The sequence below is a fragment of the Wenjunlia tyrosinilytica genome (assembly GCF_014646055.1).
Classification (GTDB): Bacteria; Actinomycetota; Actinomycetes; order Streptomycetales; family Streptomycetaceae; genus Wenjunlia; species Wenjunlia tyrosinilytica.
This window is the reverse complement of the sequence record NZ_BMMS01000003.1, coordinates 143,473-165,800: the sequence shown is the minus strand read 5'-3', so window position 1 is coordinate 165,800 and position 22,328 is coordinate 143,473. Positions and strand designations below refer to the sequence as shown.

Annotated in this window: 20 protein-coding genes; 16 read left to right on the top strand and 4 right to left on the bottom strand. The window is 71.7% G+C overall.

Going from position 1 to position 22,328, the window contains the following annotated elements; all coding sequences use genetic code 11:
* Positions 1-101: 101 nt before the first annotated feature.
* The 3 genes from IEY86_RS04575 to IEY86_RS04565 all read right to left on the bottom strand — a co-directional run bounded on the left by IEY86_RS04575 (position 102) and on the right by IEY86_RS04565 (position 4,395).
* Complete coding sequence (locus IEY86_RS04575) at positions 102-2,297, bottom strand: elongation factor G-like protein EF-G2 (RefSeq protein WP_189130203.1); 2,196 nt, start codon at positions 2,295-2,297, stop codon at positions 102-104.
* Between the two features lie 259 nt (positions 2,298-2,556).
* Complete coding sequence (locus IEY86_RS04570) at positions 2,557-3,222, bottom strand: response regulator (protein ID WP_265803707.1); 666 nt, start codon at positions 3,220-3,222, stop codon at positions 2,557-2,559.
* A gap of 3 nt (positions 3,223-3,225) precedes the next feature.
* Positions 3,226-4,395, bottom strand: coding sequence for a sensor histidine kinase (locus IEY86_RS04565; RefSeq protein ID WP_229698150.1), 1,170 nt, complete (start codon positions 4,393-4,395; stop codon positions 3,226-3,228).
* A gap of 117 nt (positions 4,396-4,512) precedes the next feature.
* On the opposite strand from IEY86_RS04565, the gene IEY86_RS04560 reads away from it, so the two are divergent.
* The 16 genes from IEY86_RS04560 (at position 4,513) to IEY86_RS04485 (ending at position 20,854) form a co-directional block, all read left to right on the top strand.
* Positions 4,513-4,653: a hypothetical protein gene (locus IEY86_RS04560; RefSeq protein ID WP_189130202.1), complete on the top strand. Its 141-nt coding sequence runs from the start codon at positions 4,513-4,515 to the stop codon at positions 4,651-4,653.
* A 107-nt stretch (positions 4,654-4,760) separates the two neighbouring features.
* Positions 4,761-5,462, top strand: a complete 702-nt coding sequence (gene pgsA, locus IEY86_RS04555) for a phosphatidylinositol phosphate synthase (protein ID WP_189130201.1) — start codon at positions 4,761-4,763, stop codon at positions 5,460-5,462.
* Complete coding sequence (locus tag IEY86_RS04550) at positions 5,459-6,379, top strand: phosphatidylinositol mannoside acyltransferase (protein ID WP_189130200.1); 921 nt, start codon at positions 5,459-5,461, stop codon at positions 6,377-6,379. The genes pgsA and IEY86_RS04550 overlap by 4 nt, the downstream gene beginning before the upstream one ends.
* A complete protein-coding gene (locus IEY86_RS04545; protein ID WP_189130199.1) occupies positions 6,376-7,554 on the top strand; it encodes a glycosyltransferase family 4 protein in 1,179 nt (392 codons plus the stop codon). Before IEY86_RS04550 ends, IEY86_RS04545 begins: the two co-directional genes overlap by 4 nt.
* Before the next feature lie 121 nt (positions 7,555-7,675).
* A complete protein-coding gene (locus IEY86_RS04540) occupies positions 7,676-8,209 on the top strand; it encodes a hypothetical protein (RefSeq protein WP_189130198.1) in 534 nt (177 codons plus the stop codon).
* Positions 8,210-8,504: 295 nt separating this feature from the next.
* Positions 8,505-9,419 (top strand): pyridoxal 5'-phosphate synthase lyase subunit PdxS, encoded by a 915-nt coding sequence (gene pdxS, locus IEY86_RS04535; protein ID WP_189130197.1) that lies wholly within the window; start codon positions 8,505-8,507, stop codon positions 9,417-9,419.
* Positions 9,420-9,681: 262 nt separating this feature from the next.
* Positions 9,682-10,290, top strand: a complete 609-nt coding sequence (gene pdxT, locus IEY86_RS04530; protein ID WP_189130196.1) for a pyridoxal 5'-phosphate synthase glutaminase subunit PdxT — start codon at positions 9,682-9,684, stop codon at positions 10,288-10,290.
* A 112-nt stretch (positions 10,291-10,402) separates the two neighbouring features.
* Positions 10,403-11,155: a YebC/PmpR family DNA-binding transcriptional regulator gene (locus IEY86_RS04525; RefSeq protein ID WP_189130195.1), complete on the top strand. Its 753-nt coding sequence runs from the start codon at positions 10,403-10,405 to the stop codon at positions 11,153-11,155.
* Positions 11,156-11,385: 230 nt separating this feature from the next.
* On the top strand, positions 11,386-11,955 hold the full coding sequence (gene ruvC / locus IEY86_RS04520) for a crossover junction endodeoxyribonuclease RuvC (RefSeq protein ID WP_189130194.1): 570 nt from the start codon (positions 11,386-11,388) through the stop codon (positions 11,953-11,955).
* Positions 11,952-12,572 (top strand): Holliday junction branch migration protein RuvA, encoded by a 621-nt coding sequence (gene ruvA / locus IEY86_RS04515; protein WP_189130193.1) that lies wholly within the window; start codon positions 11,952-11,954, stop codon positions 12,570-12,572. Before ruvC ends, ruvA begins: the two co-directional genes overlap by 4 nt.
* A 148-nt stretch (positions 12,573-12,720) precedes the next feature.
* Positions 12,721-13,812, top strand: coding sequence for a Holliday junction branch migration DNA helicase RuvB (gene ruvB / locus IEY86_RS04510; protein WP_189130192.1), 1,092 nt, complete (start codon positions 12,721-12,723; stop codon positions 13,810-13,812).
* A gap of 233 nt (positions 13,813-14,045) precedes the next feature.
* Entirely contained in the window at positions 14,046-14,564 is a 519-nt protein-coding gene (gene yajC / locus IEY86_RS04505) for a preprotein translocase subunit YajC (RefSeq protein WP_189130191.1), read from the top strand.
* Between the two features lie 109 nt (positions 14,565-14,673).
* Positions 14,674-16,425: a protein translocase subunit SecD gene (secD, locus tag IEY86_RS04500; RefSeq protein ID WP_189130190.1), complete on the top strand. Its 1,752-nt coding sequence runs from the start codon at positions 14,674-14,676 to the stop codon at positions 16,423-16,425.
* Entirely contained in the window at positions 16,425-17,573 is a 1,149-nt protein-coding gene (gene secF, locus IEY86_RS04495) for a protein translocase subunit SecF (RefSeq protein WP_189130189.1), read from the top strand. The genes secD and secF overlap by 1 nt, the downstream gene beginning before the upstream one ends.
* A 14-nt stretch (positions 17,574-17,587) precedes the next feature.
* The gene (locus IEY86_RS04490) at positions 17,588-18,160 is read left to right on the top strand and encodes an adenine phosphoribosyltransferase (RefSeq protein WP_189130188.1); all 573 of its coding nucleotides are present in this window, start codon (positions 17,588-17,590) and stop codon (positions 18,158-18,160) included.
* 165 nt (positions 18,161-18,325) lie between these two features.
* Positions 18,326-20,854, top strand: coding sequence for a RelA/SpoT family protein (locus IEY86_RS04485; protein ID WP_189130187.1), 2,529 nt, complete (start codon positions 18,326-18,328; stop codon positions 20,852-20,854).
* 108 nt (positions 20,855-20,962) lie between these two features.
* On the opposite strand, the gene IEY86_RS04480 is transcribed toward IEY86_RS04485, so the two are convergent.
* Complete coding sequence (locus tag IEY86_RS04480) at positions 20,963-22,192, bottom strand: DUF349 domain-containing protein (RefSeq protein ID WP_189130186.1); 1,230 nt, start codon at positions 22,190-22,192, stop codon at positions 20,963-20,965.
* Positions 22,193-22,328 lie beyond the last annotated feature (136 nt).

Genomic DNA, 22,328 nt, shown 5'->3' with positions numbered 1-22,328 from the left:
GCGCCACGTCCCGGACGAGGCGTCGCGCCCCGGCAACGGCCGAACCCCGCTTGTTCCTCCCCGACTTCGGCCTTTCCCATGCGGCATTCGCTGTTGCCTGCCTATTTCTCCTCGGCTTCGGCACGGACCTTCGCCGCGTGCTGCGGCGGCATCGGCTCGTGGCGCGCGTACTCGCGGCTGAAGCGCCCGGTTCCGTGCGAGATCGAGCGCAGGTCCACCGCGTACCGGCTGATCTCGATCTCCGGGACGTCCGCGCGCACCAGAGTGCGGCCCGGCCCCGCGGGCTCGGTGCCCAGCACCCGGCCCCGGCGGCTGGACAGGTCGCTCATCACCGGGCCCACGTACTCGTCCGAGACCAGCACCTTGACCTCGGCCACGGGCTCCAGCAGATGGATCACGGCGTCCGCCGCCGCCTCCCGCAGGGCCAGCGCGCCCGCGGTCTGGAACGCGGCGTCTGAGGAGTCCACCGAGTGCGCCTTGCCGTCGAGCAGCGTCACCCGCACATCCACCATCGGGTATCCGGCGGCGACGCCCTTGGTGAGCTGCGCCCGCACCCCCTTCTCCACCGAGGGGATGAACTGGCGCGGCACCGAGCCGCCCACGACCTTGTCGACGAACTCGAACCCGGAGCCCGTCGGCAGCGGCTCGACCTCGATCTCGCAGATGGCGAACTGGCCGTGGCCGCCGGACTGCTTGACATGGCGCCCGCGACCGGCTGCCCTGCCGCCGAAGGTCTCCCGCAGCGACACCTTGTGCGGGACGGCGTCCACCTGGACCCCGTAGCGGGTGCGCAGCCGCTCCAGCAGGACGTCCACATGGGCCTCTCCCAGGCACCACAGCACGACCTGGTGGGTGTCCTGGTTCTGTTCCAGGCACATCGTGGGGTCCTCGGCCACCAGCCGGGCCAGCCCCTGGGACAGCTTGTCCTCGTCCGCCTTGCTGTGGGCCTCGATGGCCACCGGCAGGAGCGGATCGGGCATGACCCACGGCTCCATCAGCAGCGGGTCGTCCTTGGAGGAGAGCGTGTCCCCGGTCTCGGCGCGGGTCAGCTTCGCGACGCTGCAGATGTCACCGGCGATGCACTTGGCGACCGTGCGCTGCTGCTTGCCGAACGGGGACGACAGCGCGCCCACGCGCTCGTCCACGTCGTGGTCCTCGTGCCCGCGGTCCTCCATCCCGTGGCCGGACACATGCACGGTCTCGTCCGGGCGCAGCGTGCCGGAGAAGACCCTCACCAGGCTGATCCGCCCCACGTAGGGGTCGGAGGCGGTCTTGACCACCTCGGCGGCGAGCGGGCCCTCCGGGTCGCACGACAGCGGCCCCCTGGGCTTGCCCTGCAGGGTCGTCACGGCCGGCGCCTCGCGCTCGAGCGGGGTGGGGAACCCGCCGGTGACCAGTTCCAGCAGCTCCACGGTGCCCAGGCCCTGCCGGGCGCCCTCGGCGGCCGGGGCGGCGGCGAGGACGGGGTGGAAGGAGCCGCGTGCCACGGCCCGCTCCAGGTCCTGGATCAGCGTCTTCATGTCGAGGGGCTCACCGCCGAGATAGCGGTCCATGAGGGTCTCGTCCTCGCTCTCGGCGATGATCCCCTCGATGAGCCGGGAGCGGGCGTCCTCGATCAGCGGCAGGTGCTCGGGGTCGGGCTCGCGCTCCTCGCGGGCCCCGGAGGAGTAGTCGAAGACCCGCTGGGAGAGCAGGCCGATCAGGCCCGCCACGGGCGCGTGGCCGTCGGGGGCCTCCTCGCCGTGCAGGGGCAGGTGGAGCGGGAGGACCGTCTCGGGGTTGTCGCCGCCGAAGACGCGCTGGCAGATCGACACCATCTCGTCGAAATCCGCTCGCGCCGACTCCAAATGGGTGACGACGACGGCCCTGGGCATGCCGACCGCCGCGCACTCCTCCCACACCATGCGCGTCGCGCCGTCCACGCCGTCGGCGGCCGAGACGACGAAAAGGGCCGCGTCCGCTGCCCGCAGACCGGCCCTGAGCTCGCCCACGAAATCGGCGTAGCCCGGTGTGTCCAAAAGATTGATCTTGATGTCGGTCCACTCCACCGGCACCAGGGACAGCTGCACGGAGCGCTGCTGGCGGTGCTCGATGTCGTCGTGGTCGGAGACGCTCGTTCCGTCCTCGACCCGGCCCGCACGGGTCGTCGCCCCCGTCGCCAGGGCCAGCGCCTCGACCAGCGTGGTCTTGCCCGAGCCGCTGTGGCCGACCAGCACCACGTTGCGTACGGACGAGGGCTGGTCGGCCGCCGGTGCCCTTCCGGCGGCTCCGGTATGAGCATTCGTCTTGTCGGCCATGGGGCTCGCCTCCCGCTCACCGCGAGTTGGATGTTCGCAGGGATGGATGCGCGCGACGCGTCGCCCGTCCAGGGCGGCCTCAACGACGCCCGCGGTCTTTCGAGCTTTCCACGAGCGTCACTGCCCGTCCATAGCGCGTACAGCGCGCGAATCCGGACTCCGGGTTCCCGCGTGCCACCTCATGGAACGCCCTCGAACGCCCTCACGAGCGCCCGCGGCCGCGGGCGCGCTCCGCGGCCCTCGGCCCGTTCCTCGGCGCCTACTCCCTGCCCACAGCTCCTGTCTCCCAGGCCCAGGCGGCTATCTCGACCCGGTTCCGTACATCCAGCTTGGACTGGATGCTGCCCAGGTGCGTCTTGACCGTGGACAGGGAGACGAACAGCTCCGTGGCGATCTCCTGGTTGGTGCGGCCGCGGGCCACCAGGCGGACCACCTCCAGCTCCCGCTCACTGAGCGCCGTCGTCCCGGGCCGCTGGGACGAACCGGTCGCCGGAGCGGTGTCACCGAGCCGCTTGAGCAGGCGCAGCGTCACCGAGGGGGAGACCATCGCGTCCCCGTTCGCCGCCGCCCGCACCGCCTCGACCAGCAGATTCGGGCCCGCGTCCTTGAGCAGGAAGCCGCACGCGCCGCCGCGCAGCGCCCCGTACACATAGTCGTCCTGGTCGAACGTGGTGACGACCACGACCCGCATCGGGTCGGTCACCCCGGGGCCGGCCAGCAGGCGTGTCACCTCCAGACCGTCCAGGCGCGGCATCCGGATGTCCACCAGGCAGACGTCGGGCCGCAGCCTGCGCGCCAGCTCGACGCAGGCCGCCCCGTCCGAGGCCTCGCCGATGACCTCCAGGTCCGGCTGGGCGTTGAGGATCAGCCGGAATCCGGTGCGGACCATCTCCTGGTCGTCCGCGATGAGCACTGTTGTCGTCACGCCTCAGGATCCTGTCATGGAGAGCACCGGGAGCCGGGCGGCGACCTCCCAGCCGCCCTGGGGCAGGGGGCCCGCCCGCAGATTGCCGCCGACGGCCTCGACGCGTTCGCGCAGGCCCACCAGCCCGAACCCGCCGTGGCCCCCGGTGGGCGCGCCGCGGTGGCCGCCGTGGGCCGGGGCGTCGTTGCAGACCGTGACCTCCAGGCAGCCGGCCACCAGTCCTATGCGCACCAGGACGCTCGCCGCGCTCGGCGCGTGCCGCCGCACATTGGTCAGCGCCTCCTGGACCACCCGGTGCGCCGAGGTCGTCACCTCGGGGGCCAGGCGGGCACCCCGCGCCGCCTCGGCGACCCGCAGCGAGACATAGGGCCCGGTACGGGAGAACTCCGTCGTCAGCGCCGTCAGCTCGGTGAACCCCTCGGCGGGCCTGGCCACCGTCCGCTCGTCCTCGCGCAGCACCTGCACCAGGCGCCGCATCGAGGCCAGGGCCTCGGCGCCGGCCTGCTCGATGCTGGCCAGCAGCGGCTCCACCTCCTGCGGCGAGGTGGCGCCGACGGTCCGGGCGGCCTGGGCCTGCACGACGATGCCGGTCACATGGTGGGCGACGAAGTCGTGCAGGTCGCGGGCGAGCTCCAGCCGTTCGCTCTGCCGCACCGCGTCCACCGCCCTGATCCTGCGGGCATCGAGGACGCGCAGGTACAGGGCGAGGCCGATGGCCGCGGCGACCACGAAGGTCAGCAGGAAGCTGAAGGTGAGCGCCTCTGTGCCGGCGATGATCCGCAGCGGCATGACGATGACCGCGGTGCTCAGCAGCGCGCCCTCCGCCATGGCCAGCTGCGGCGGCTGGACCCGGCGCACGGTGAGCATCAGCACCCACAGCAGGACCGCGGTCTCGAGCATGCCCCAGGTGCTGAACCTCGCCCACGAGTCCCCGGGGACCACGGCGAAGGTGACCGCCCATGAGGCGGCCCCGACGATCCCGGCCCGCCAGCGCAGCGGCAGCCGCCCGGGTATCAGCACCACCGCGGCGAACAGCGCCCCGGTCAGGACCGGGGTCGTCCCGTACAGCGGGGAGCCGTTGATGTCGAACAGCCAGAGCAGGCCCAGGAACAGCAGGAGTGTCCAGCGCGCGGCCGCGCGGACGAAGCGGGGGAGCGAAACGGGATCTTCCACAGGGTGAGGGTACGAAGCGGGGATGAGTCGGGGATCGTCCGAACGGTCGAGGGACCGGCCGCCGTACCGGCCGCACGGCCGACGCGGCGAGGGCGCTCCGGCAGCCACCTTGGTGCCATGAGCGCATTCCACATCTTCCTCTACGTCATGGCGGCCATCGGCGGGCTGTGCCTGTTCGCCGGTGGACTGCTGCCGCTGTTCGACTTCTTCGGCGCCGAGCGTGCCGAGCGCGCCGGTGAGTCACGCCACCGGCCCTGAGGCGGGCGAGCGGGTGCCTTCCGGCGGCGACGCGCGACGGCCTGGCTACGATGGGCCCGCCGGTGCCCACCCGGGCCGCACGGCGTCCGCCAAACCTCGGGAAGGCCATGCTCAACAAGTACGCGCGTGCATTCTTCACGCGTGTCCTCACCCCGTTCGCCTCGTTCCTGCTGCGCATCGGCGTCACCCCGGACGCGGTCACCCTGGTGGGAACCGGGGGAGTGGTGGCCGGCGCGCTGGCCTTCTACCCCAGGGGCGAGTTCTTCTGGGGCACGGTGGTCATCACGCTGTTCATCTTCTCGGATCTGGTGGACGGCAACATGGCCCGCCAGTCCGGCCGCTCCAGCCGCTTCGGCGCGTTCCTGGACTCCAGCCTGGACCGGGTCGGCGACGCGGTCATCTTCAGCGGCCTGGCCATGTGGTACGCGGGCAGGGGCAATGATCTGACCCTCACCGCGGTCGCCCTGTTCTGCCTGGCCAGCGGCCAGGTGGTGTCCTACACCAAGGCCCGCGCGGAGAGCCTGGGGCTCAAGTGCGACGTCTCCGGCCTCGTCGAGCGGGCCGAGCGGCTGGTGATCACCCTCGTGGCGACGGGCTTCGCCGGACTGCACAAGTTCGGCGTTCCCTACATCGAGTGGCTCACGCCCATCGCGCTGTGGATCGTCGCGGTCGGCAGCGCCATCACCCTGTGGCAGCGGGTGCGGACCGTCCACCGGGAGGCGGCGGAGGCCGACGCCCTCGAGGCCGGCCGGGCAGAGCAGCGGGCGGAGCCCGCCAACGGGACCTCGGGAGGGGGCGGCACCTCGTGAAGCAGCACCTGACGGACTCCGCGTACGCACTGGGCTGGGGCCTGGTCAAGCGCCTTCCGGAGCGCGCCGCCCAGCGGCTCTTCGAGAGGATCGCCGACCAGGCGTGGAAGAAGCGCGGCAAGGGCGTGCTGCGGCTGGAGGCCAACCTCTCGCGGGTCGTGCCCGACGCCGGGCCCGAGCGTCTGGCCGAGCTGTCCCGGGCCGGGATGCGCTCGTACATGCGCTACTGGCTGGAGTCCTTCCGGCTGCCCACGTGGAGTCCCGAGCGGGTGCGCGCCTCGTTCGATCCCAAGGACGTGCACCGGGTGGACGAGGGGATGGCCGCGGGCAAGGGCGTGGTCCTTGCCCTGCCGCACCTGGCCAACTGGGACCTGGCGGGCGCGTGGATCGCCGAACGCGGCTACCCGTTCACCACCGTCGCCGAGCGGCTCAAGCCCGAGAAGCTCTTCGACCGCTTCGTGGCCTACCGCGAGAGCCTGGGCATGGAGGTCCTCGCCCACGAGGGCGGGGCGGCCGGGGCCTTCGGCACCATGGCCAGGCGCCTGCGCTCGGGCAAGCTGGTCTGCCTGGTCGCCGACCGCGACCTGTCCAGGAACGGCGTCGAGGTCACCTTCTTCGGCGAGGCGACACGGATGCCCGCCGGGCCCGCGATGCTCGCCCTTCAGACCGGAGCGCCCCTGCTGCCCGTGACCCTCCACTACGACGAGCGCCCGGTCATGCGCGGCCGGGTGCACCCGGCCGTCGAGGTGCCGGCCGAGGGCACCCGGGCCGAGAAGATCGCCGCCATGACGCAGTCGATGGCGGACACCTTCGCCTCCGGGATCGCCGAGCATCCCGAGGACTGGCACATGCTCCAGCGGCTGTGGCTCGCGGACCTGTCCGCAAGCCCCGAGAGCTCCAGGACGGAGACCTCTTGAGGATCGGGATCGTCTGCCCGTACTCCTGGGACGTCCCGGGAGGCGTCCAGTTCCACATCCGCGACCTCGCCGAGCATCTGATCGGCCTCGGACACGAGGTCTCCGTGCTCGCCCCGGCCGACGACGACACCCCGCTGCCGCCGTACGTCGTCTCGGCCGGCCGGGCGGTGCCGGTGCCCTACAACGGCTCCGTCGCCCGCCTCAACTTCGGCTTCCTGTCGGCGGCGCGGGTGCACCGGTGGCTGCGCGAGGGCAAGTTCGACGTGCTGCACATCCATGAGCCGTCCTCGCCGTCGCTGGGCATGCTGGCGTGCTGGGCGGCCAAGGGCCCCATCGTGGCCACGTTCCACACCTCCAATCCGCGCTCGCGGGCCATGATCGCCGCCTACGGCATCCTCCAGGCGTCGCTGGAGAAGCTCAGCGCCCGGATCGCGGTCAGCGAGTACGCCCGCCGCACCCTCGTCGAGCACCTCGGCGGCGACGCCGTCGTGATCCCCAACGGGGTCGATGTCTCGTTCTTCGCCGACGCGCGGCCCCGGCCGCAGTGGCAGGGCCGGACCATCGGCTTCATAGGACGCATCGACGAGCCCCGCAAGGGCCTGCCGACGCTGCTGAAGGCGTTCCCCCGGATCCTGGAGGAGCTGCCCGATGTGCGGCTGCTCGTCGCCGGACGGGGTGACGAGAAGGAGGCCGCCGCGTCGCTGCCGGAGAAGGTGCGCTCCCAGGTGGAGTTCCTCGGGATGGTCAGCGACGAGGACAAGGCCCGGCTGCTGCGCAGCGTCGATCTGTATGTGGCGCCGAACACCGGCGGTGAGAGCTTCGGGATCATCCTCGTCGAGGCCATGTCGGCGGGCGCTCCCGTGCTCGCCAGCGACCTCGACGCGTTCCGGCAGGTGCTGGGCGGCGGAGAGGCGGGGGAGCTGTTCCCGGTGGAGGACGCCGACGCGCTCGCGGAGTCGGCGGTGCGGCTGCTCGGCGACCCCGAACGCCTCGCCGAGCTGCGGCGCATCGGCAGCGCCCATGTGCGCCGCTTCGACTGGTCGAGGGTCGGGGCCGACATCCTGTCGGTGTACGAGACGATCACGGCGGGCGCGGCGGCCACGGTGGCCGAGGACGAGCGGGTCGGCCTTTTCGCCCGCTTCGGGCGCGGCGACCGCACGGGGGCGCGGGAGTAGCGGCCTCACGGGTGCGCGGGCAGCGACCGCGCGCCCGGACGGGGGCGGCCCGGTGGGCGCGCGAGCGGCAGGGCGGTGGTGCCGCCGGGCGCCCGCCGCCGGGCCGGTAGCCTTCTCGGCCGTGACCACTGTGATCTGGATCGCCGTCGCCGTGCTCGTCGTCGGCGTGTACCTGAGCTGGACGGCCGGCCGCCTCGACCGGCTGCACGCCCGGATCGACGCGGCCCGCGCGGCGCTCGACGCCCAATTGCTGCGCCGGGCCTCGGTGGCACAGGAGTTGGCCACCTCGGGACTGCTCGACCCGGCCGCGTCGATCGTGCTCTACCAGGCGGCGCACGCCGCCCGCGCCGCCGAGGACGAGCAACGCGAGGTGGCCGAGAGCGAGTTGAGCCAGTCACTGCGGGCGGTATTCGGTGAGGCGGGCCAGGTCGAGGCGGTCGGGCAGGCACCGGGCGGAACCGAGGCCATCACCGAGCTGACCGCCGGGGTGCGCAGGGTGCCGATGGCCCGCCGCTTCCACAACGACGCCGTACGGGCCGCCCGCGCCGTGCGCCGCCACCGCTTGGTGCGCTACTTCCGGCTGGCGGGGCACGCGCCGTTCCCGATGACGTTCGAGATGGACGACGAGCCCCCGGCGCCGCTCTCACGTGACTGAACCCCTCACGTGACTGATTCGGCCCCGGCGCCCCCCGGCGCCCCCGGAGTGCCCCGTGGACGCCTCGCGGGTCTTCTCGCCCGGTTCGTCCGGCTGGTTTGCCCGGCTTGCCCGGCTGGTTTGTCGGGCGGGCCTTTTGCCCGGGAGGTAGCGGTCGGCTGGCCGGAGGGTAGCGTTCCATTGGCCGGGCCGTAGCAGTACCGGCCCCCACCTGGACCGGAAGGCGCGTTCTGACCATCAGATCGACGGGCCTACGATGGGTTCATAACCTTTTCGTCTTCGAGTGAGGTCAACCGTGTCCACTGCGCCCCCCGTCTCGACCGGCACCCCTGAGACCGGCACCGCGCGCGTCAAGCGCGGCATGGCCGAGCAGCTCAAGGGTGGCGTGATCATGGACGTCGTCACGCCGGAGCAGGCCAAGATCGCCGAGGACGCCGGTGCCGTCGCCGTCATGGCCCTCGAGCGCGTCCCCGCCGACATCCGCAAGGACGGCGGCGTCGCCCGCATGTCCGACCCCGACATGATCGACGGCATCATCAACGCCGTCTCGATCCCCGTCATGGCCAAGTCGCGCATCGGCCACTTCGTCGAGGCCCAGGTGCTCCAGGCCCTCGGAGTCGACTACATCGACGAGTCCGAGGTCCTGACCCCCGCCGACGAGGTCAACCACAGCGACAAGTGGGCGTTCACCACCCCCTTCGTCTGCGGTGCCACCAACCTGGGCGAGGCACTGCGCCGCATCGCCGAGGGCGCGGCCATGATCCGCTCCAAGGGCGAGGCCGGCACCGGCAATGTCGTCGAGGCCGTGCGCCACATGCGCCAGATCCGCGCCGACATCCGCCGCCTGACCACCCTCGACGAGACCGAGCTGTTCGTCGCGGCGAAGAACCTCCAGGCCCCGTACGAGCTGGTCAAGGAGGTCGCCCAGCACGGCAAGCTGCCGGTCGTCCTCTTCAGCGCCGGCGGTGTCGCCACCCCGGCCGACGCCGCGCTGATGATGCAGCTCGGCGCCGAGGGCGTCTTCGTCGGCTCCGGCATCTTCAAGTCCGGCGACCCGGCCAAGCGCGCCGCCGCCGTCGTGAAGGCCACCACCTTCTTCGACGACCCGGACATGATCGCCAAGGTCTCCCGGGGCCTCGGCGAGGCGATGGTCGGCATCAACTGCGACGACCTGCCCGAGACGCAGCGGTACGCCAACCGCGGCTGGTAGCCGCACTCCGGCAGTGCTCCGGAAGCCTCCGGCACCGATGGGCGGCCCCGCCTCCACCAGGCGGCGCCGCCCATCGACGGTCCGTCCCCCGCCGGCCGCACCCCCGCCGCCGACACCGACACCGACACCGACACCGCCGACACCACCACCGACACCACCGCCCCCGCCACCGACACCGCCACCGGCCGCGGCCACCCGGACGCCGGGCCGGCCCCCGCGGGAGCGCCTCGCGCCCCCTCGACCGTTCGAGAGGTTCCCCTCCGTGTCCTCCTCCACCCCCGTCATCGGTGTCCTGGCCCTTCAGGGCGACGTGCGTGAGCACACCATCGCCCTCGCGGAGGCCGATGCCCTCGCCCGCCCGGTCCGCCGTCCCGAGGAACTGGCGGAGGTCGACGGCCTGGTCATCCCCGGCGGCGAGTCCACCACGATGTCCAAGCTCGCGGTCGCCTTCGGCCTGCTGGGGCCCCTGCGCGAGCGAGTGGCGGCGGGCATGCCCGCCTACGGCTCCTGCGCCGGAATGATCATGCTCGCGGACAAGATCCTGGACGGCCGCGAGGACCAGGAGACCATCGGCGGCATCGACATGATCGTGCGCCGCAACGCCTTCGGCCGCCAGAACGAGTCCTTCGAGTCGCCCATCGACTTCACCGGCATCGAGGGCGGCCCGCTGCAGGGCGTCTTCATCCGCGCCCCGTGGGTGGAGTCCGTGGGCGCGAGCGCCGAGGTGCTCGCCCGCCTGACCGCAGGGCCCGCGCAGGGCCACATCGTCGCGGTCCGCCAGGGCGGCCTCCTGGCCACCTCGTTCCACCCCGAACTGACCGGCGACCACCGGGTGCACCGGCTTTTCGTCGACATGGTCCGCGCCGCCTGACGGCGGGGCGCGGCCGGGCCCGAAGGAGCGGGTGGCGGAGGGCGGGTGCGCGCGATCCCGGTAGGATCGCACGTGTTCGTTGAGTAATGGGTGACGTGAAGGAGACAGGCGGATGTCCGGCCACTCTAAATGGGCTACCACGAAGCACAAGAAGGCCGTGATCGACGCCAAGCGCGGCAAGCTCTTCGCGAAGCTCATCAAGAACATCGAGGTGGCGGCCCGCACCGGCGGCGGTGACCCGGACGGCAACCCGACGCTCTACGACGCCATTCAGAAGGCGAAGAAGAGCTCGGTCCCCAACGACAACATCGACCGCGCGGTCAAGCGCGGCTCCGGCCTCGAGACCGGCGGCGCCGACTACCAGACGATCATGTACGAGGGCTACGGGCCCAACGGGGTCGCGGTGCTCGTCGAGTGCCTCACCGACAACCGCAACCGGGCCGCGTCCGACGTGCGCGTCGCGATGACCCGCAACGGCGGCTCGATGGCCGACCCCGGCTCGGTGTCGTACATGTTCTCCCGCAAGGGCGTCGTGATCGTCCCCAAGGGCGAGCTGGGCGAGGACGACGTCCTCGCCGCCGTCCTGGACGCGGGTGCCGAGGAGGTCAACGACCTCGGGGAGTCCTTCGAGGTCGTCAGCGAGGCCTCCGACCTGGTCGCGGTGCGCACCGCGCTCCAGGAGGCCGGCATCGACTACGACTCCGCCGACGCCAACTTCCTGCCCAGCGTCCAGGTCGAGCTGGACGAGGACGGCGCGCGCAAGATCTTCAAGCTGATCGACGCCCTCGAGGACAGCGACGACGTGCAGAACGTCTTCGCCAACTTCGACGTCCCGGACGACATCATGGAGAAGATGGACGCCTGACGACGGCACAACCGGGGCCGGGCCGACCATGTGTCGGCCCGGCCCCGCTCGTATGCGCTGTCGGTGTCTGACGGTAGCGTGCGACGAGCAGGCGGACCGGGCACGATCGACTCGATCGACGTGCCGGTCGGCCGGCAGGGCAGTGCGCCGAAGGCAGGCCGGTCGACCGGCAGGGCAGGCGCCCGGCGGACAGACGTGGACAGGACAACAGCGGTCGGAGGGGGGTGCGCATGCGGGTGCTCGGAGTCGACCCGGGCCTGACCCGGTGCGGAGTGGGCGTCGTGGACGGCACCCCCGGCCGCCCCCTGCGCATGGCCGCCGTCGGCGTCATCCGCACCCCCTCGGACGCCGGGATCGGGCAGCGGCTGCTCCTGATCGAGCAGGGCCTCGAGCAGTGGCTCGACGAGCAGCGCCCCGAAGCCGTCGCCGTGGAGCGGGTGTTCAGCCAGCACAACGTACGCACGGTGATGGGCACCGCCCAGGCCAGCGCCGTGGCCATGCTCTGCGCCACCCGTCGAGGGCTTCCCGTCGCCCTGCACACCCCCAGCGAGGTCAAGGCCGCGGTCACCGGAAGCGGGCGGGCCGACAAGGCCCAGGTCGGCGCCATGGTCACCCGGCTGCTCAGGCTCGACGCCCCGCCCAAGCCCGCCGACGCCGCGGACGCCCTCGCGCTCGCCATCTGCCACATCTGGCGCGGCGCGGCCGCGGGCCGGCTCGCCGAGGCGGTCGCAGCCCAGGCCAAGGCCGCGCCCCGCGGCAGCCGCGTCCCCCGCGCCGTCCAGCACAGGAGCACCACATGATCGCGCATCTCAGCGGCCGGGTGGCCGCGCTCGCCCCGGACTCGGTGGTGATCGAGGTCGGCGGCGTCGGCATGGCCGTCCAGTGCGCCCCCGGCACCCTGGCCCGGCTCCGGGTGGGCCAGGAGGCGAGGCTCGCCACCTCGCTGGTCGTCCGGGAGGACTCGCTGACGCTCTACGGCTTCGCCGACGAGGACGAACGGCAGGTCTTCGAGCTGGTGCAGACAGCCGGCGGGGTCGGCCCCCGGCTGGCCCAGGCGATGCTCGCCGTGCACTCCCCGGACGGGCTGCGCCGGGCGTTCGCCACCGGTGACGAGAAGGCGCTGACCGCCGTTCCCGGAATCGGCAAGAAGGGGGCCCAGCGGCTCCTGCTCGAGCTGAAGGACCGTCTCGGCGAGCCGGTCGGAGGGCAGTCGGCGGGCATTGGATCGGCCGTCACCTCCGGCTGGCGCGACCAGGTCCACGCCGCCCTGGTGGGTCTCGGCTATGCCACCCGCGAGGCGGACGAGGCCCTCGCCGCCGTCGCTCCCCAGGCGGAGGCGGCGGTGGCCGAGGGCTCCGCCCCCGATGTCCCCGCCCTCCTGCGCTCGGCCCTGCGGGGTCTGGGCCGCGCCCGCTGACCGCCCCGAGCCCGTGGCAGCTCCTGGACCGCACAGCCATCCCGAGCCCCTGGAAGCCGCCCCGGACCGCGCAGCCACTCCGAACCGCGCAGCGAATCCGAACCGCGCAGCCACTCCGAACCGCAACGACAACGCGAGGCAATCCGCAGTGAATTGGGACGAGACCACACCCGGCGACGCAGACGACCCGCGCCCGGGTGCGGCCGACCGGCTGGTCGGTGCCGCCGCCGACCGGGAGGACCAGGCCGTCGAGGCCGCCCTGCGCCCCAAGGACCTCGGCGAGTTCGTCGGTCAGGAGCGGGTCAGGGAACAGCTCGACCTCGTGCTCAGGGCCGCCAGGCAGCGCGGCGCCACCGCCGACCATGTGCTGCTTTCCGGCGCCCCCGGTCTCGGCAAGACCACGCTTTCCATGATCATCGCCGCCGAGATGGGCGCCCCCATCCGGATCACCTCGGGCCCGGCCATCCAGCACGCCGGGGACCTCGCGGCCATCCTGTCCTCGCTCGCCGAGGGCGAGGTCCTCTTCCTCGACGAGATCCACCGCATGTCCCGGCCCGCCGAGGAGATGCTCTACATGGCGATGGAGGACTTCCGGGTCGACGTCATCGTGGGCAAGGGGCCGGGGGCCACCGCCATCCCGCTGGAGCTGCCCCCGTTCACCCTGGTGGGCGCCACCACCCGCGCCGGCCTGCTGCCGCCACCGCTGCGCGACCGCTTCGGCTTCACCGGCCACATGGACTTCTACGCGCCCGCCGAACTCGAGCGCGTGCTGCACCGCTCGGCCGGCCTGCTCGACGTCCCCCTCGAGGCCGAGGGGGCGGCCGAGATCGCCGGACGCTCCCGCGGCACCCCCCGTATCGCCAACCGGCTGCTGCGCCGGGTGCGCGACTTCGCCCAGGTCAAGGCCGACGGCGTCATCACCCGTGAGGTGTCCGCCCGGGCGCTGAGCGTGTACGAGGTCGACGCCCGCGGGCTGGACCGGCTGGACCGGGCCGTGCTCGAAGCCCTCCTCAAACTCTTCGGCGGGGGACCGGTGGGGCTCTCCACGCTGGCGGTGGCCGTGGGCGAGGAGAGCGAGACGGTGGAGGAGGTGGCCGAACCGTTCCTGGTGCGGGAGGGGCTGCTGGCGCGTACTCCCCGTGGCCGCGTCGCCACACCGGCCGCCTGGGCGCATCTGGGCCTGACCGCTCCCCAGCAGGGGTGGGGCGGTTCGCAGCAAGGCCTTTTCGGTCAGCCGTGACAGCATTGAGGGGGCATTGCGGCGAATGTGCTCCGGACCGGGGTTCACACGCGTGCGATATCACCGCAGCGCGGGGGCTCGCCCCGGATGGAACTCGGATGCAATGCTTGGCGTTGTTCCACAAAGGCGGGTTCGCTTAGACTCCGCCGACGCCGCCTCTGAGGAGACGGCCCCCATATCCCCCGCAGACGGGCCGCCGCTGGCGGCGGCCCCGTGAAGGACTTCCTGAGACCGTGAACATTGTCACTCTCCTCCCGTTCATCGTGCTCATCGGTGCCATGTTCCTGATGACGCGCTCGGCCAAGAACAAGCAGCGCGCTGCCGCTCAGATGCGCAATGAAATGCAGCCGGGGACGGGGGTGCGGACGATCGGCGGGCTGTACGCCACCGTCAAGGAGGTCAACGACGACACCGTTGTCCTCGAGATCGCCTCGGGCGTGCACGCCCTGTTCGCCAAGAACGCGATCGGCGCCGTCCTCGAGGACTCCGAGTTCGACCGCATCGTCAACGGCCACGTCGACGACTCCCTCGATGGGGGGATCAAGGGCGACGAGCTGCCCGTCGTTCCCGACAGCCCCGAGGGCCTCGAGCCGATCGACCTGGGCAAGAAGGCCGACGCCAAGCCCTCGGCCGACGGCGGCACCGCCGCGGCGAAGCCCGGCGGCACCCCCGCGGCGAAGCCCGACGACACCCCTGAGTCGAAGGCCGAGGACGCGAAGAGCGACGACGAGGACGGCCCCGCCACCAAGTAGCGCCCGGGGCCGGCCGTTCACGGACCGGCACATCCTCATCAACACTTCGTGACCGCCCCGCACGCCCACAAAGCGACGCGGGGCGGTTCGGACAGGGAGAATCGAGAAGGTGGCAGCACCCAAGAAGGGCCGCTCCCAGCAGTACCCGGGGCGCGCCCTGGCTGTGATCCTGCTGGCGATCGTCGCACTGGTGGGAGGGATGCTCCTTTCCGGCACGACGACGCCGCGTCTGGGCATCGACCTCGCGGGCGGTACCAGCATCACGCTGACGGCGAAGAACGAGCCCGGCCAGAAGAACGCGATCAACCAGGCGAACCTCAAGACCGCCGCCAATATCATCAGCCGGCGTGTCAATGGTGTCGGTGTGACCGAGGCCGAGGTTCAGACCCAGGGCGACAAGCACATCATCGTCAATATCCCCAAGGGCACGAACGAGCAGGAGGCGAAGGAACAGGTCGGCAAGACCGCCCGTCTGTTCTTCCGCCCCGTGATCGCCGTCGCCCAGGCAGGGAAGGCGCCGAAGCCCAAGCCGAGTCCCAGCCAGTCGGGCAAGCCGGGCAGCCAGGACCAGGGCAAGCAGAGCCCCACGCCCTCCCAGAGCGCTTCTTCCTCGGCGAGCGCCGACACCTCCGGCTCCTCGCCCTCGCCCTCGCCGAGCTCCACCACCCAGGGCCGAGCGGTCTCCGGCGCGCTGACGAAGGACACCCCCAGCCCGAAGCCGAGCGCGTCGAAGCCGGCCACCCCGCCCGGTGCGCTGGACAGCACGATCCCCGCGGACCTGCAGAAGAAGTTCGCGGCGCTCGACTGCACCGACAAGAACGTCAAGCCCCCGCTGGGCAAGCCCGAGGACAAGGTCGTCGCCTGCGGCACCGGTGAGTCCAAGGACGAGAAGTTCGTGCTCGGCCCCGTGGCCGTCGACGGCACCGACCTCTCCAACGCCAAGGGCGTGTTCGACCAGCAGCGCGGCCAGTGGCTCGTGACGCTGAAGTTCACCGGCAAGGGCGCGAGCAAGTTCCAGGGCATCACCGGCAAGCTCGCCACCCAGCAGCCGCCGAACAACCAGTTCGCGATCGTGCTCGACGGCGATGTGTTCTCCCACCCGCAGGTCACCAACGCCATCGGCGGCGGCCAGGCGGAGATCACCGGCAGCTTCACACAGGAGCAGGCCCAGAGCCTGGCCAACATCCTGTCCTTCGGCGCCCTTCCGCTGACCTTCCAGACCGACGACGTCACCGAGGTCTCCGCCGCGCTCGGCAGCGACCAGCTCCAGGGCGGCCTGATCGCGGGCGCCATCGGTATGGCCCTGGTCATCGGGTACTCGCTGCTGTACTACCGCGGTCTGGCCTTCGTCTCGATCCTCAGCCTGGCGGTCTCCGCGGTGCTGACCTACTCGATCATGACGCTGCTCGGACCGGGCATCGGCTTCGCGCTGAACCTGCCGGCGGTCTGCGGCGCGATCGTCGCCATCGGTATCACCGCGGACTCGTTCATCGTGTACTTCGAGCGCATCCGCGACGAGATCCGCGAGGGCCGGTCGCTGCGGCCCGCCGTGGAGCGCGCCTGGCCACGGGCCAGGCGCACCATCCTCGTCTCGGACTTCGTCTCGTTCCTGGCGGCCGCGGTGCTGTACATCGTCTCGGTCGGCAAGGTGCAGGGCTTCGCGTTCACCCTCGGCCTGACCACGCTGCTCGACGTCGTGGTGGTGTTCCTGTTCACCAAGCCGCTGATGACCCTGCTGGCCCGCACCGAGTTCTTCGGCGGCGGCCACAAGTTCTCCGGACTGGACCCCAAGCGCCTGGGTGCCAAGCCCGCTCCCATCCGGGGACGCCGTCGTCCCGCCACCCCCGTGAAGGAGGCCTGATGTCCCGGCTGGGCAACCTCGGCGAGCGGATGTACCGAGGCGAGGTCTCCTACGACTTCGTCGGCAAGAAGAAGCGCTGGTTCCTGCTCTCCCTGCTCATCACCGTCGCCGCGGTCATCGGCCTGATCACGCCGGGCCTGCAGATGGGCATCGAGTTCTCCGGCGGCGCGGTCTTCACGGTCGACAAGACCACCCCGTCGGTCTCGCAGGACCAGGCCAGGCACGCCGCGGAGGAGATCACCGGCCACACGCCGATCGTCCAGAAGCTCGGCAACGGCCAACTGCGCGTCCAGATGGCGGAGCTGTCCACCGAGAAGGCGGACGCGGCGAAGCAGGAGTTCGCCAAGGACGTCGGCGTCGACGTCAGCAAGATCAAGGCCCAGGTCATCGGCCCCAGCTGGGGCGAGGAGATCTCCAAGAAGGCCTGGACGGGCCTGGGGATCTTCATGGTCCTGGTGGTGATCTACCTGGCCATGGCGTTCGAGTGGCGGATGGCGATCGCGGCGCTCGTCGCGCTAATCCATGACCTCACCATCACCGTCGGTGTGTACGCGCTCGTCGGCTTCGAGGTCACCCCCGGCACCGTGATCGGTCTGCTGACCATCCTCGGTTACTCGCTCTACGACACCGTGGTGGTCTTCGACACGATCAAGGAGAACACCAAGGACATCACCAAGCAGAACCGCCGCAACTACTCCGAGGCGGCCAACCACGGCCTCAACCAGACCCTGGTGCGCTCGATCAACACCTCGGTCCTGGCACTCCTGCCGGTCGCCGCGCTGCTGTTCGTCGGTGGCGGCCTGCTCGGCGCGGGCATGCTCAACGACATCGCGCTGTCGCTGTTCGTCGGCCTCGCGGCCGGTGCCTACTCGTCGATCTTCATCGCCACCCCGCTGCTGGCCTGGCTCAAGGAACAGCAGCCGGAGATGAAGGCCCTGGCCAAGCGGGTCGCCGCCCGCCGGGCCTCCGACGCCGCCAAGGGCAAGGCCCCGGACCTCACGAAGGAGCCGCAGGACGCGGCCACGGGCGAGGACGGCGGCGAGGACGGCGTGGAGCCCGACGCGGCCACCGCGGGCATCGGAGGCCAGCGCAGGCAGCCGACGAGCCGCAGCCGCGGCAGGAACCGCCCGTCCGGCAAGCGGCGCTGAAGGAGACCGACCAGATGAGTTCCACGGACACCGGGTCCACCGAGGCCCCGTCCGATCTGCGCACGCTCCTGCTCGACCGCATCGAGGACGTGCCGGACTACCCGAAGCCGGGTGTGGTGTTCAAGGACATCACCCCGCTGCTCGCCGACTCCGGCGCCTTCACGGCGCTGGTGGACGCGCTGGCGGAGCTGGCCGTACGGCACGGCGCCACCAAGGTGGCCGGTCTGGAGGCCAGAGGCTTCATCCTGGCCGCCCCGGTGGCCGTCAAGGCCGGTCTGGGCTTCGTCCCGGTGCGTAAGGAGGGCAAGCTCCCCGGAGTCTGTCTGGCGCAGTCCTACGAGCTCGAGTACGGCAACGCCGTCATCGAGGTCAAGCAGGACTCCTTCGGCGCGGGCGACCGTGTGCTCGTGGTCGACGACGTCCTGGCCACCGGCGGAACCGCGGAGGCCTCCCTGGCGCTCATCCGCAGGACCGGGGCCGAGGTCGCGGGCCTCGCGGTCCTGCTGGAGCTCGGCTTCCTCGGCGGCCGGGCCCGTCTGGAGGAGTCCCTCGGCGGGGCTTCCCTGGACGTTCTCGTCACCATCTGAGGCGGTCCGGCGACAGCCGGTCGCACATCGCGGGCCCCCGGCGCACGCCGGGGGCCCGCGTCCGTTCCGGTGAGCGTCCACGCCCGCTCGATCGCTACCATGGATTTCCGGACCCTCCCTCCTTCGTCCGCCCGCCGGGCAGGGAGAGGCCCCTGAGGAGTGCCCTTGCCTGACGAGGCCCAGCCCCTGGCCGCCGCACCGCAGGACGACAGCGCCCGCCCCGCCGCGGCGCCCGACGTCGCGCCCGCGGACGCCCCCGCTCCCGCGTCGAACGGCTCCGCTGCGCCCGCCGGCCCCGGTACGGCCGACCCCTCCGCGGCCGCTGCCGCCCCCGCGGTCGCCCGGCCCGTCCGGACCCCCGCCGCCGTCCCTCCGGCGGCGCTCGTCCCCGGCCGCCAGCCCTCCTCGTCCAACCGGGTCCGCGCCCGCCTCGCCCGCCTCGGCGTGCAGCGCAGCAGCCCGTACAACCCCGTCCTGGAGCCCCTGCTGCGCATAGTGCGCAGCAATGACCCCAAGACGGACCTGCGCCGACTGGAGCGCGCCTACCAGGTCGCCGAGCGCTGGCACCGCGGCCAGAAGCGCAAGAGCGGCGACCCGTACATCACCCACCCGCTCGCCGTGACCACGATCCTGGCCGAGCTCGGCATGGACCCGGCCACGCTGATGGCGGGCCTGCTCCACGACACCGTCGAGGACACCGAGTACGGCCTCGACGCCCTGCGCCGCGACTTCGGCGAGTCCGTCGCGCTGCTGGTCGACGGTGTCACCAAGCTGGACAAGGTCAAGTTCGGCGAGGCCGCGCAGGCCGAGACCGTGCGCAAGATGGTCGTCGCCATGGCCAAGGACCCCAGGGTCCTGGTGATCAAGCTGGCCGACCGGCTGCACAACATGCGCACGATGCGCTATCTGAAGCGGGACAAGCAGGAGAAGAAGGCCCGCGAGACGCTGGAGATCTACGCTCCGCTGGCACACCGGCTGGGCATGAACACCATCAAGTGGGAGCTGGAGGACCTCGCCTTCGCGATCCTCTACCCCAAGATGTACGACGAGATCGTCCGGCTGGTCGCCGAGCGCGCCCCCAAGCGGGACGAGTACCTCGCCGTCGTCACCGACCAGGTCCAGCAGGATCTGCGCGCGGCCCGCATCAAGGCCACGGTCACCGGGCGCCCGAAGCACTACTACAGCGTCTACCAGAAGATGATCGTGCGGGGCCGCGACTTCGCCGAGATCTACGACCTGGTCGGCATCCGCGTCCTGGTCGACAGCGTCCGCGACTGCTACGCGGCACTGGGCACCATCCACGCGCGATGGAACCCCGTGCCGGGTCGGTTCAAGGACTACATCGCGATGCCCAAGTTCAACATGTACCAGTCGCTGCACACGACGGTCATCGGGCCCAGCGGCAAGCCGGTCGAGCTGCAGATCCGCACCTTCGACATGCACCGCCGCGCCGAGTACGGCATCGCCGCGCACTGGAAGTACAAGCAGGAGGCCGTCGCCGGCGCCTCCAAGGTGCGCACGGACACCCCCAAGACGCCCAGGAAGGGCGACAAGGGCGACACGGTCAACGACATGGCGTGGCTGCGCCAGCTGCTGGACTGGCAGAAGGAGACCGAGGACCCGGGCGAGTTCCTGGAGTCGCTGCGCTTCGACCTCTCGCGCAACGAGGTCTTCGTCTTCACCCCCAAGGGCGACGTCATAGCGCTGCCCGCCGGGGCGACACCCGTCGACTTCGCCTACGCGGTCCACACCGAGGTCGGCCACCGCACGATCGGCGCCCGGGTCAACGGCCGCCTGATCCCGCTGGAGAGCACGCTCGACAACGGCGACCTCGTCGAGGTGTTCACCTCCAAGGCGCCGGGCGCCGGGCCCAGCAGGGACTGGCTGGGCTTCGTCAAGAGCCCGCGCGCCCGCAACAAGATCCGCGCCTGGTTCTCCAAGGAGCGCCGCGAGGAGGCCATCGAGCACGGCAAGGAAGCCATCGCCCGCGCGATGCGCAAGCAGAACCTGCCGATCCAGCGGGTGCTGACCGGCGACTCGCTGGTCACCCTGGCGCACGAGATGCGCTACCCGGACATCTCCGCGCTGTACGCGGCCATCGGCGAGCACCACGTCGAGGCGCAGACCGTCGTGCAGAAGCTGGTGCAGGCGCTCGGCGGCGAGGAGGGCGCGACCGAGGACATCGCCGAGGTCACCACGCCGTCGCCGCGCAGCCGCAGGCGCCGCCCCGCGGGCGACCCCGGAGTGGTGGTCAAGGGCGTCGACGACGTGTGGGTCAAACTCTCCCGGTGCTGCACGCCGGTGCCGGGCGACCCGATCATCGGCTTCGTCACCCGGGGCAACGGCGTCTCGGTGCACCGCGCGGACTGCGTCAATGTGGACTCGCTCTCGCAGGAGCCGGAGCGCATCCTCGAGGTCGAGTGGGCGCCCACCCAGTCGTCCGTCTTCCTCGTCGCGATCCAGGTCGAGGCGCTGGACCGCTCGCGGCTGCTCTCCGACGTCACCAGGGTGCTGTCCGACCAGCACGTCAACATCCTGTCGGCGGCCGTCCAGACCAGCCGTGACCGGGTGGCCACCTCACGGTTCACCTTCGAGATGGGCGACCCCAAGCACCTCGGGCACGTCCTGAAGGCCGTACGCGGAGTCGAGGGCGTCTACGACGTCTACCGCGTCACCTCGGCCCGCTCCCGCTAGGCGCGGCCCGGCAGCACGCACACGCCGAGGACAGGACGCACACCAATTGCCGCGGCCCCGGACCGATGTCCGGGGCCGCGGCGCTTCGCACGTCGGCGGTGGCGGGTCTCAGCCGCCGAACTCCTCGAGGCCCTTCAGTGCCTGCTCCAGCAGTGCCTCACGGCCCGCCAGCTCCGCCTCGAGCTTGTCCGCCTTGGCGTTGTTGCCCGAGGCACGCGCGGCGTTCGCCTGGGAGCGGAGCTTGTCCACCGCGGCCTGGAGCTGCCCCGTGAGCCCCTCGGCGCGGGCGCGCGCCTCCGGGTTGGTGCGGCGCCACTCCGAGTCCTCGGCCTCGTGGATCGCCCGCTCCACGGCGTGCAGCCGGGCCTCGATCTTCGGCCTGGCGTCGCGCGGAACGTGCCCGATCTGCTCCCACCGCTCGTTGACCAGCCGGAACGCGGCCCTGGCCGCCTTCAGATCGGTCACCGGGAGGATCTTCTCGGCCTCGACGACCAGCTCCTCCTTGCGGGTGAGGTTCTCGCGCTGCTCGGCATCGCGCTCGGCGAAGACCTCGGAGCGGGCCTGGAAGAAGATGTCCTGGGCGCCGCGGAAGCGGTTCCACAGGTCGTCCTCGGCCTCGCGCTGGGCGCGCCCCGCCGCCTTCCACTCCGCCATCAGCTCGCGGTAGCGGGCCGCCGTCGGGCCCCAGTCGGTGGAGTCCGACAGCGCCTCGGCCTCCTCGACCAGCTTCTCCTTGCGGCGGCGAGCCTCCTCGCGCTGGGCGTCGAGCGAGGCGAAGTGCGACTTGCGGCGCTTGGAGAACGCCGAGCGGGCATGCGAGAAGCGGTGCCACAGCTCGTCGTCGGTCTTGCGGTCCAGGCGCGGCAGCCCCTTCCAGGTGTCCACCAGGGCCCGCAGCCGCTCCCCGGCTGCCCTCCACTGCTCGCTGGCCGCCAGCTCCTCGGCCTCGACGACCAGCGCCTCCTTGGCGTGCCGGGCCTCGTCGGTCGCCTTGGCCTTCTGCGCCTTGCGCTCCTCGCGCCGCTCCTCCACCGCGCTCACCAGGGCGTCCAGCCGCTTGGACAGCGCGTCGAGGTCGCCCACGGCGTGCGCCTCGTCCACGGACGCGCGCAGATGCTCGATGGCGGTCAACGCGTCCTTCGGTGACAGATCCGTCGTCCGTACCCGCCGCTCAAGGAGGCCGATCTCGACGGCAAGTCCTTCGTACTTGCGCTCGAAGTAGGCGAGGGCCTCCTCAGGGGATCCGGCCTGCCACGAACCGACGACGCGTTCACCGTCGGCCGTGCGCACGTACACGGTCCCCTGCTCGTCGACGCGGCCCCATGGGTCGCTGGTCACAGCGCCTCCTCCACGTGATGCCCCGGTGGTCTCCCACCCGCGGACATCGTCCACAGTTTCTCCCTCCCCGCCAGAGTTCGGCGGGGAGAGGCCCTCCGGCCGGGCCGCGTACCACGGCCGGTCCGACGCGCTGCTG

What these genes read in the sequence shown, in the direction of transcription:
- IEY86_RS04575 (WP_189130203.1), bottom strand. Translation starts at nt 2,297, where the DNA reads ATGGCCGACAAGACGAATGCTCATACCGGAGCCGCCGGAAGGGCACCG.
- IEY86_RS04560 (WP_189130202.1), top strand. Translation starts at nt 4,513, where the DNA reads ATGAGCGCATTCCACATCTTCCTCTACGTCATGGCGGCCATCGGCGGG.
- pgsA (WP_189130201.1), top strand. Translation starts at nt 4,761, where the DNA reads ATGCTCAACAAGTACGCGCGTGCATTCTTCACGCGTGTCCTCACCCCG.
- IEY86_RS04525 (WP_189130195.1), top strand. Translation starts at nt 10,403, where the DNA reads ATGTCCGGCCACTCTAAATGGGCTACCACGAAGCACAAGAAGGCCGTG.
- ruvC (WP_189130194.1), top strand. Translation starts at nt 11,386, where the DNA reads ATGCGGGTGCTCGGAGTCGACCCGGGCCTGACCCGGTGCGGAGTGGGC.
- ruvA (WP_189130193.1), top strand. Translation starts at nt 11,952, where the DNA reads ATGATCGCGCATCTCAGCGGCCGGGTGGCCGCGCTCGCCCCGGACTCG.
- secF (WP_189130189.1), top strand. Translation starts at nt 16,425, where the DNA reads ATGTCCCGGCTGGGCAACCTCGGCGAGCGGATGTACCGAGGCGAGGTC.
- IEY86_RS04490 (WP_189130188.1), top strand. Translation starts at nt 17,588, where the DNA reads ATGAGTTCCACGGACACCGGGTCCACCGAGGCCCCGTCCGATCTGCGC.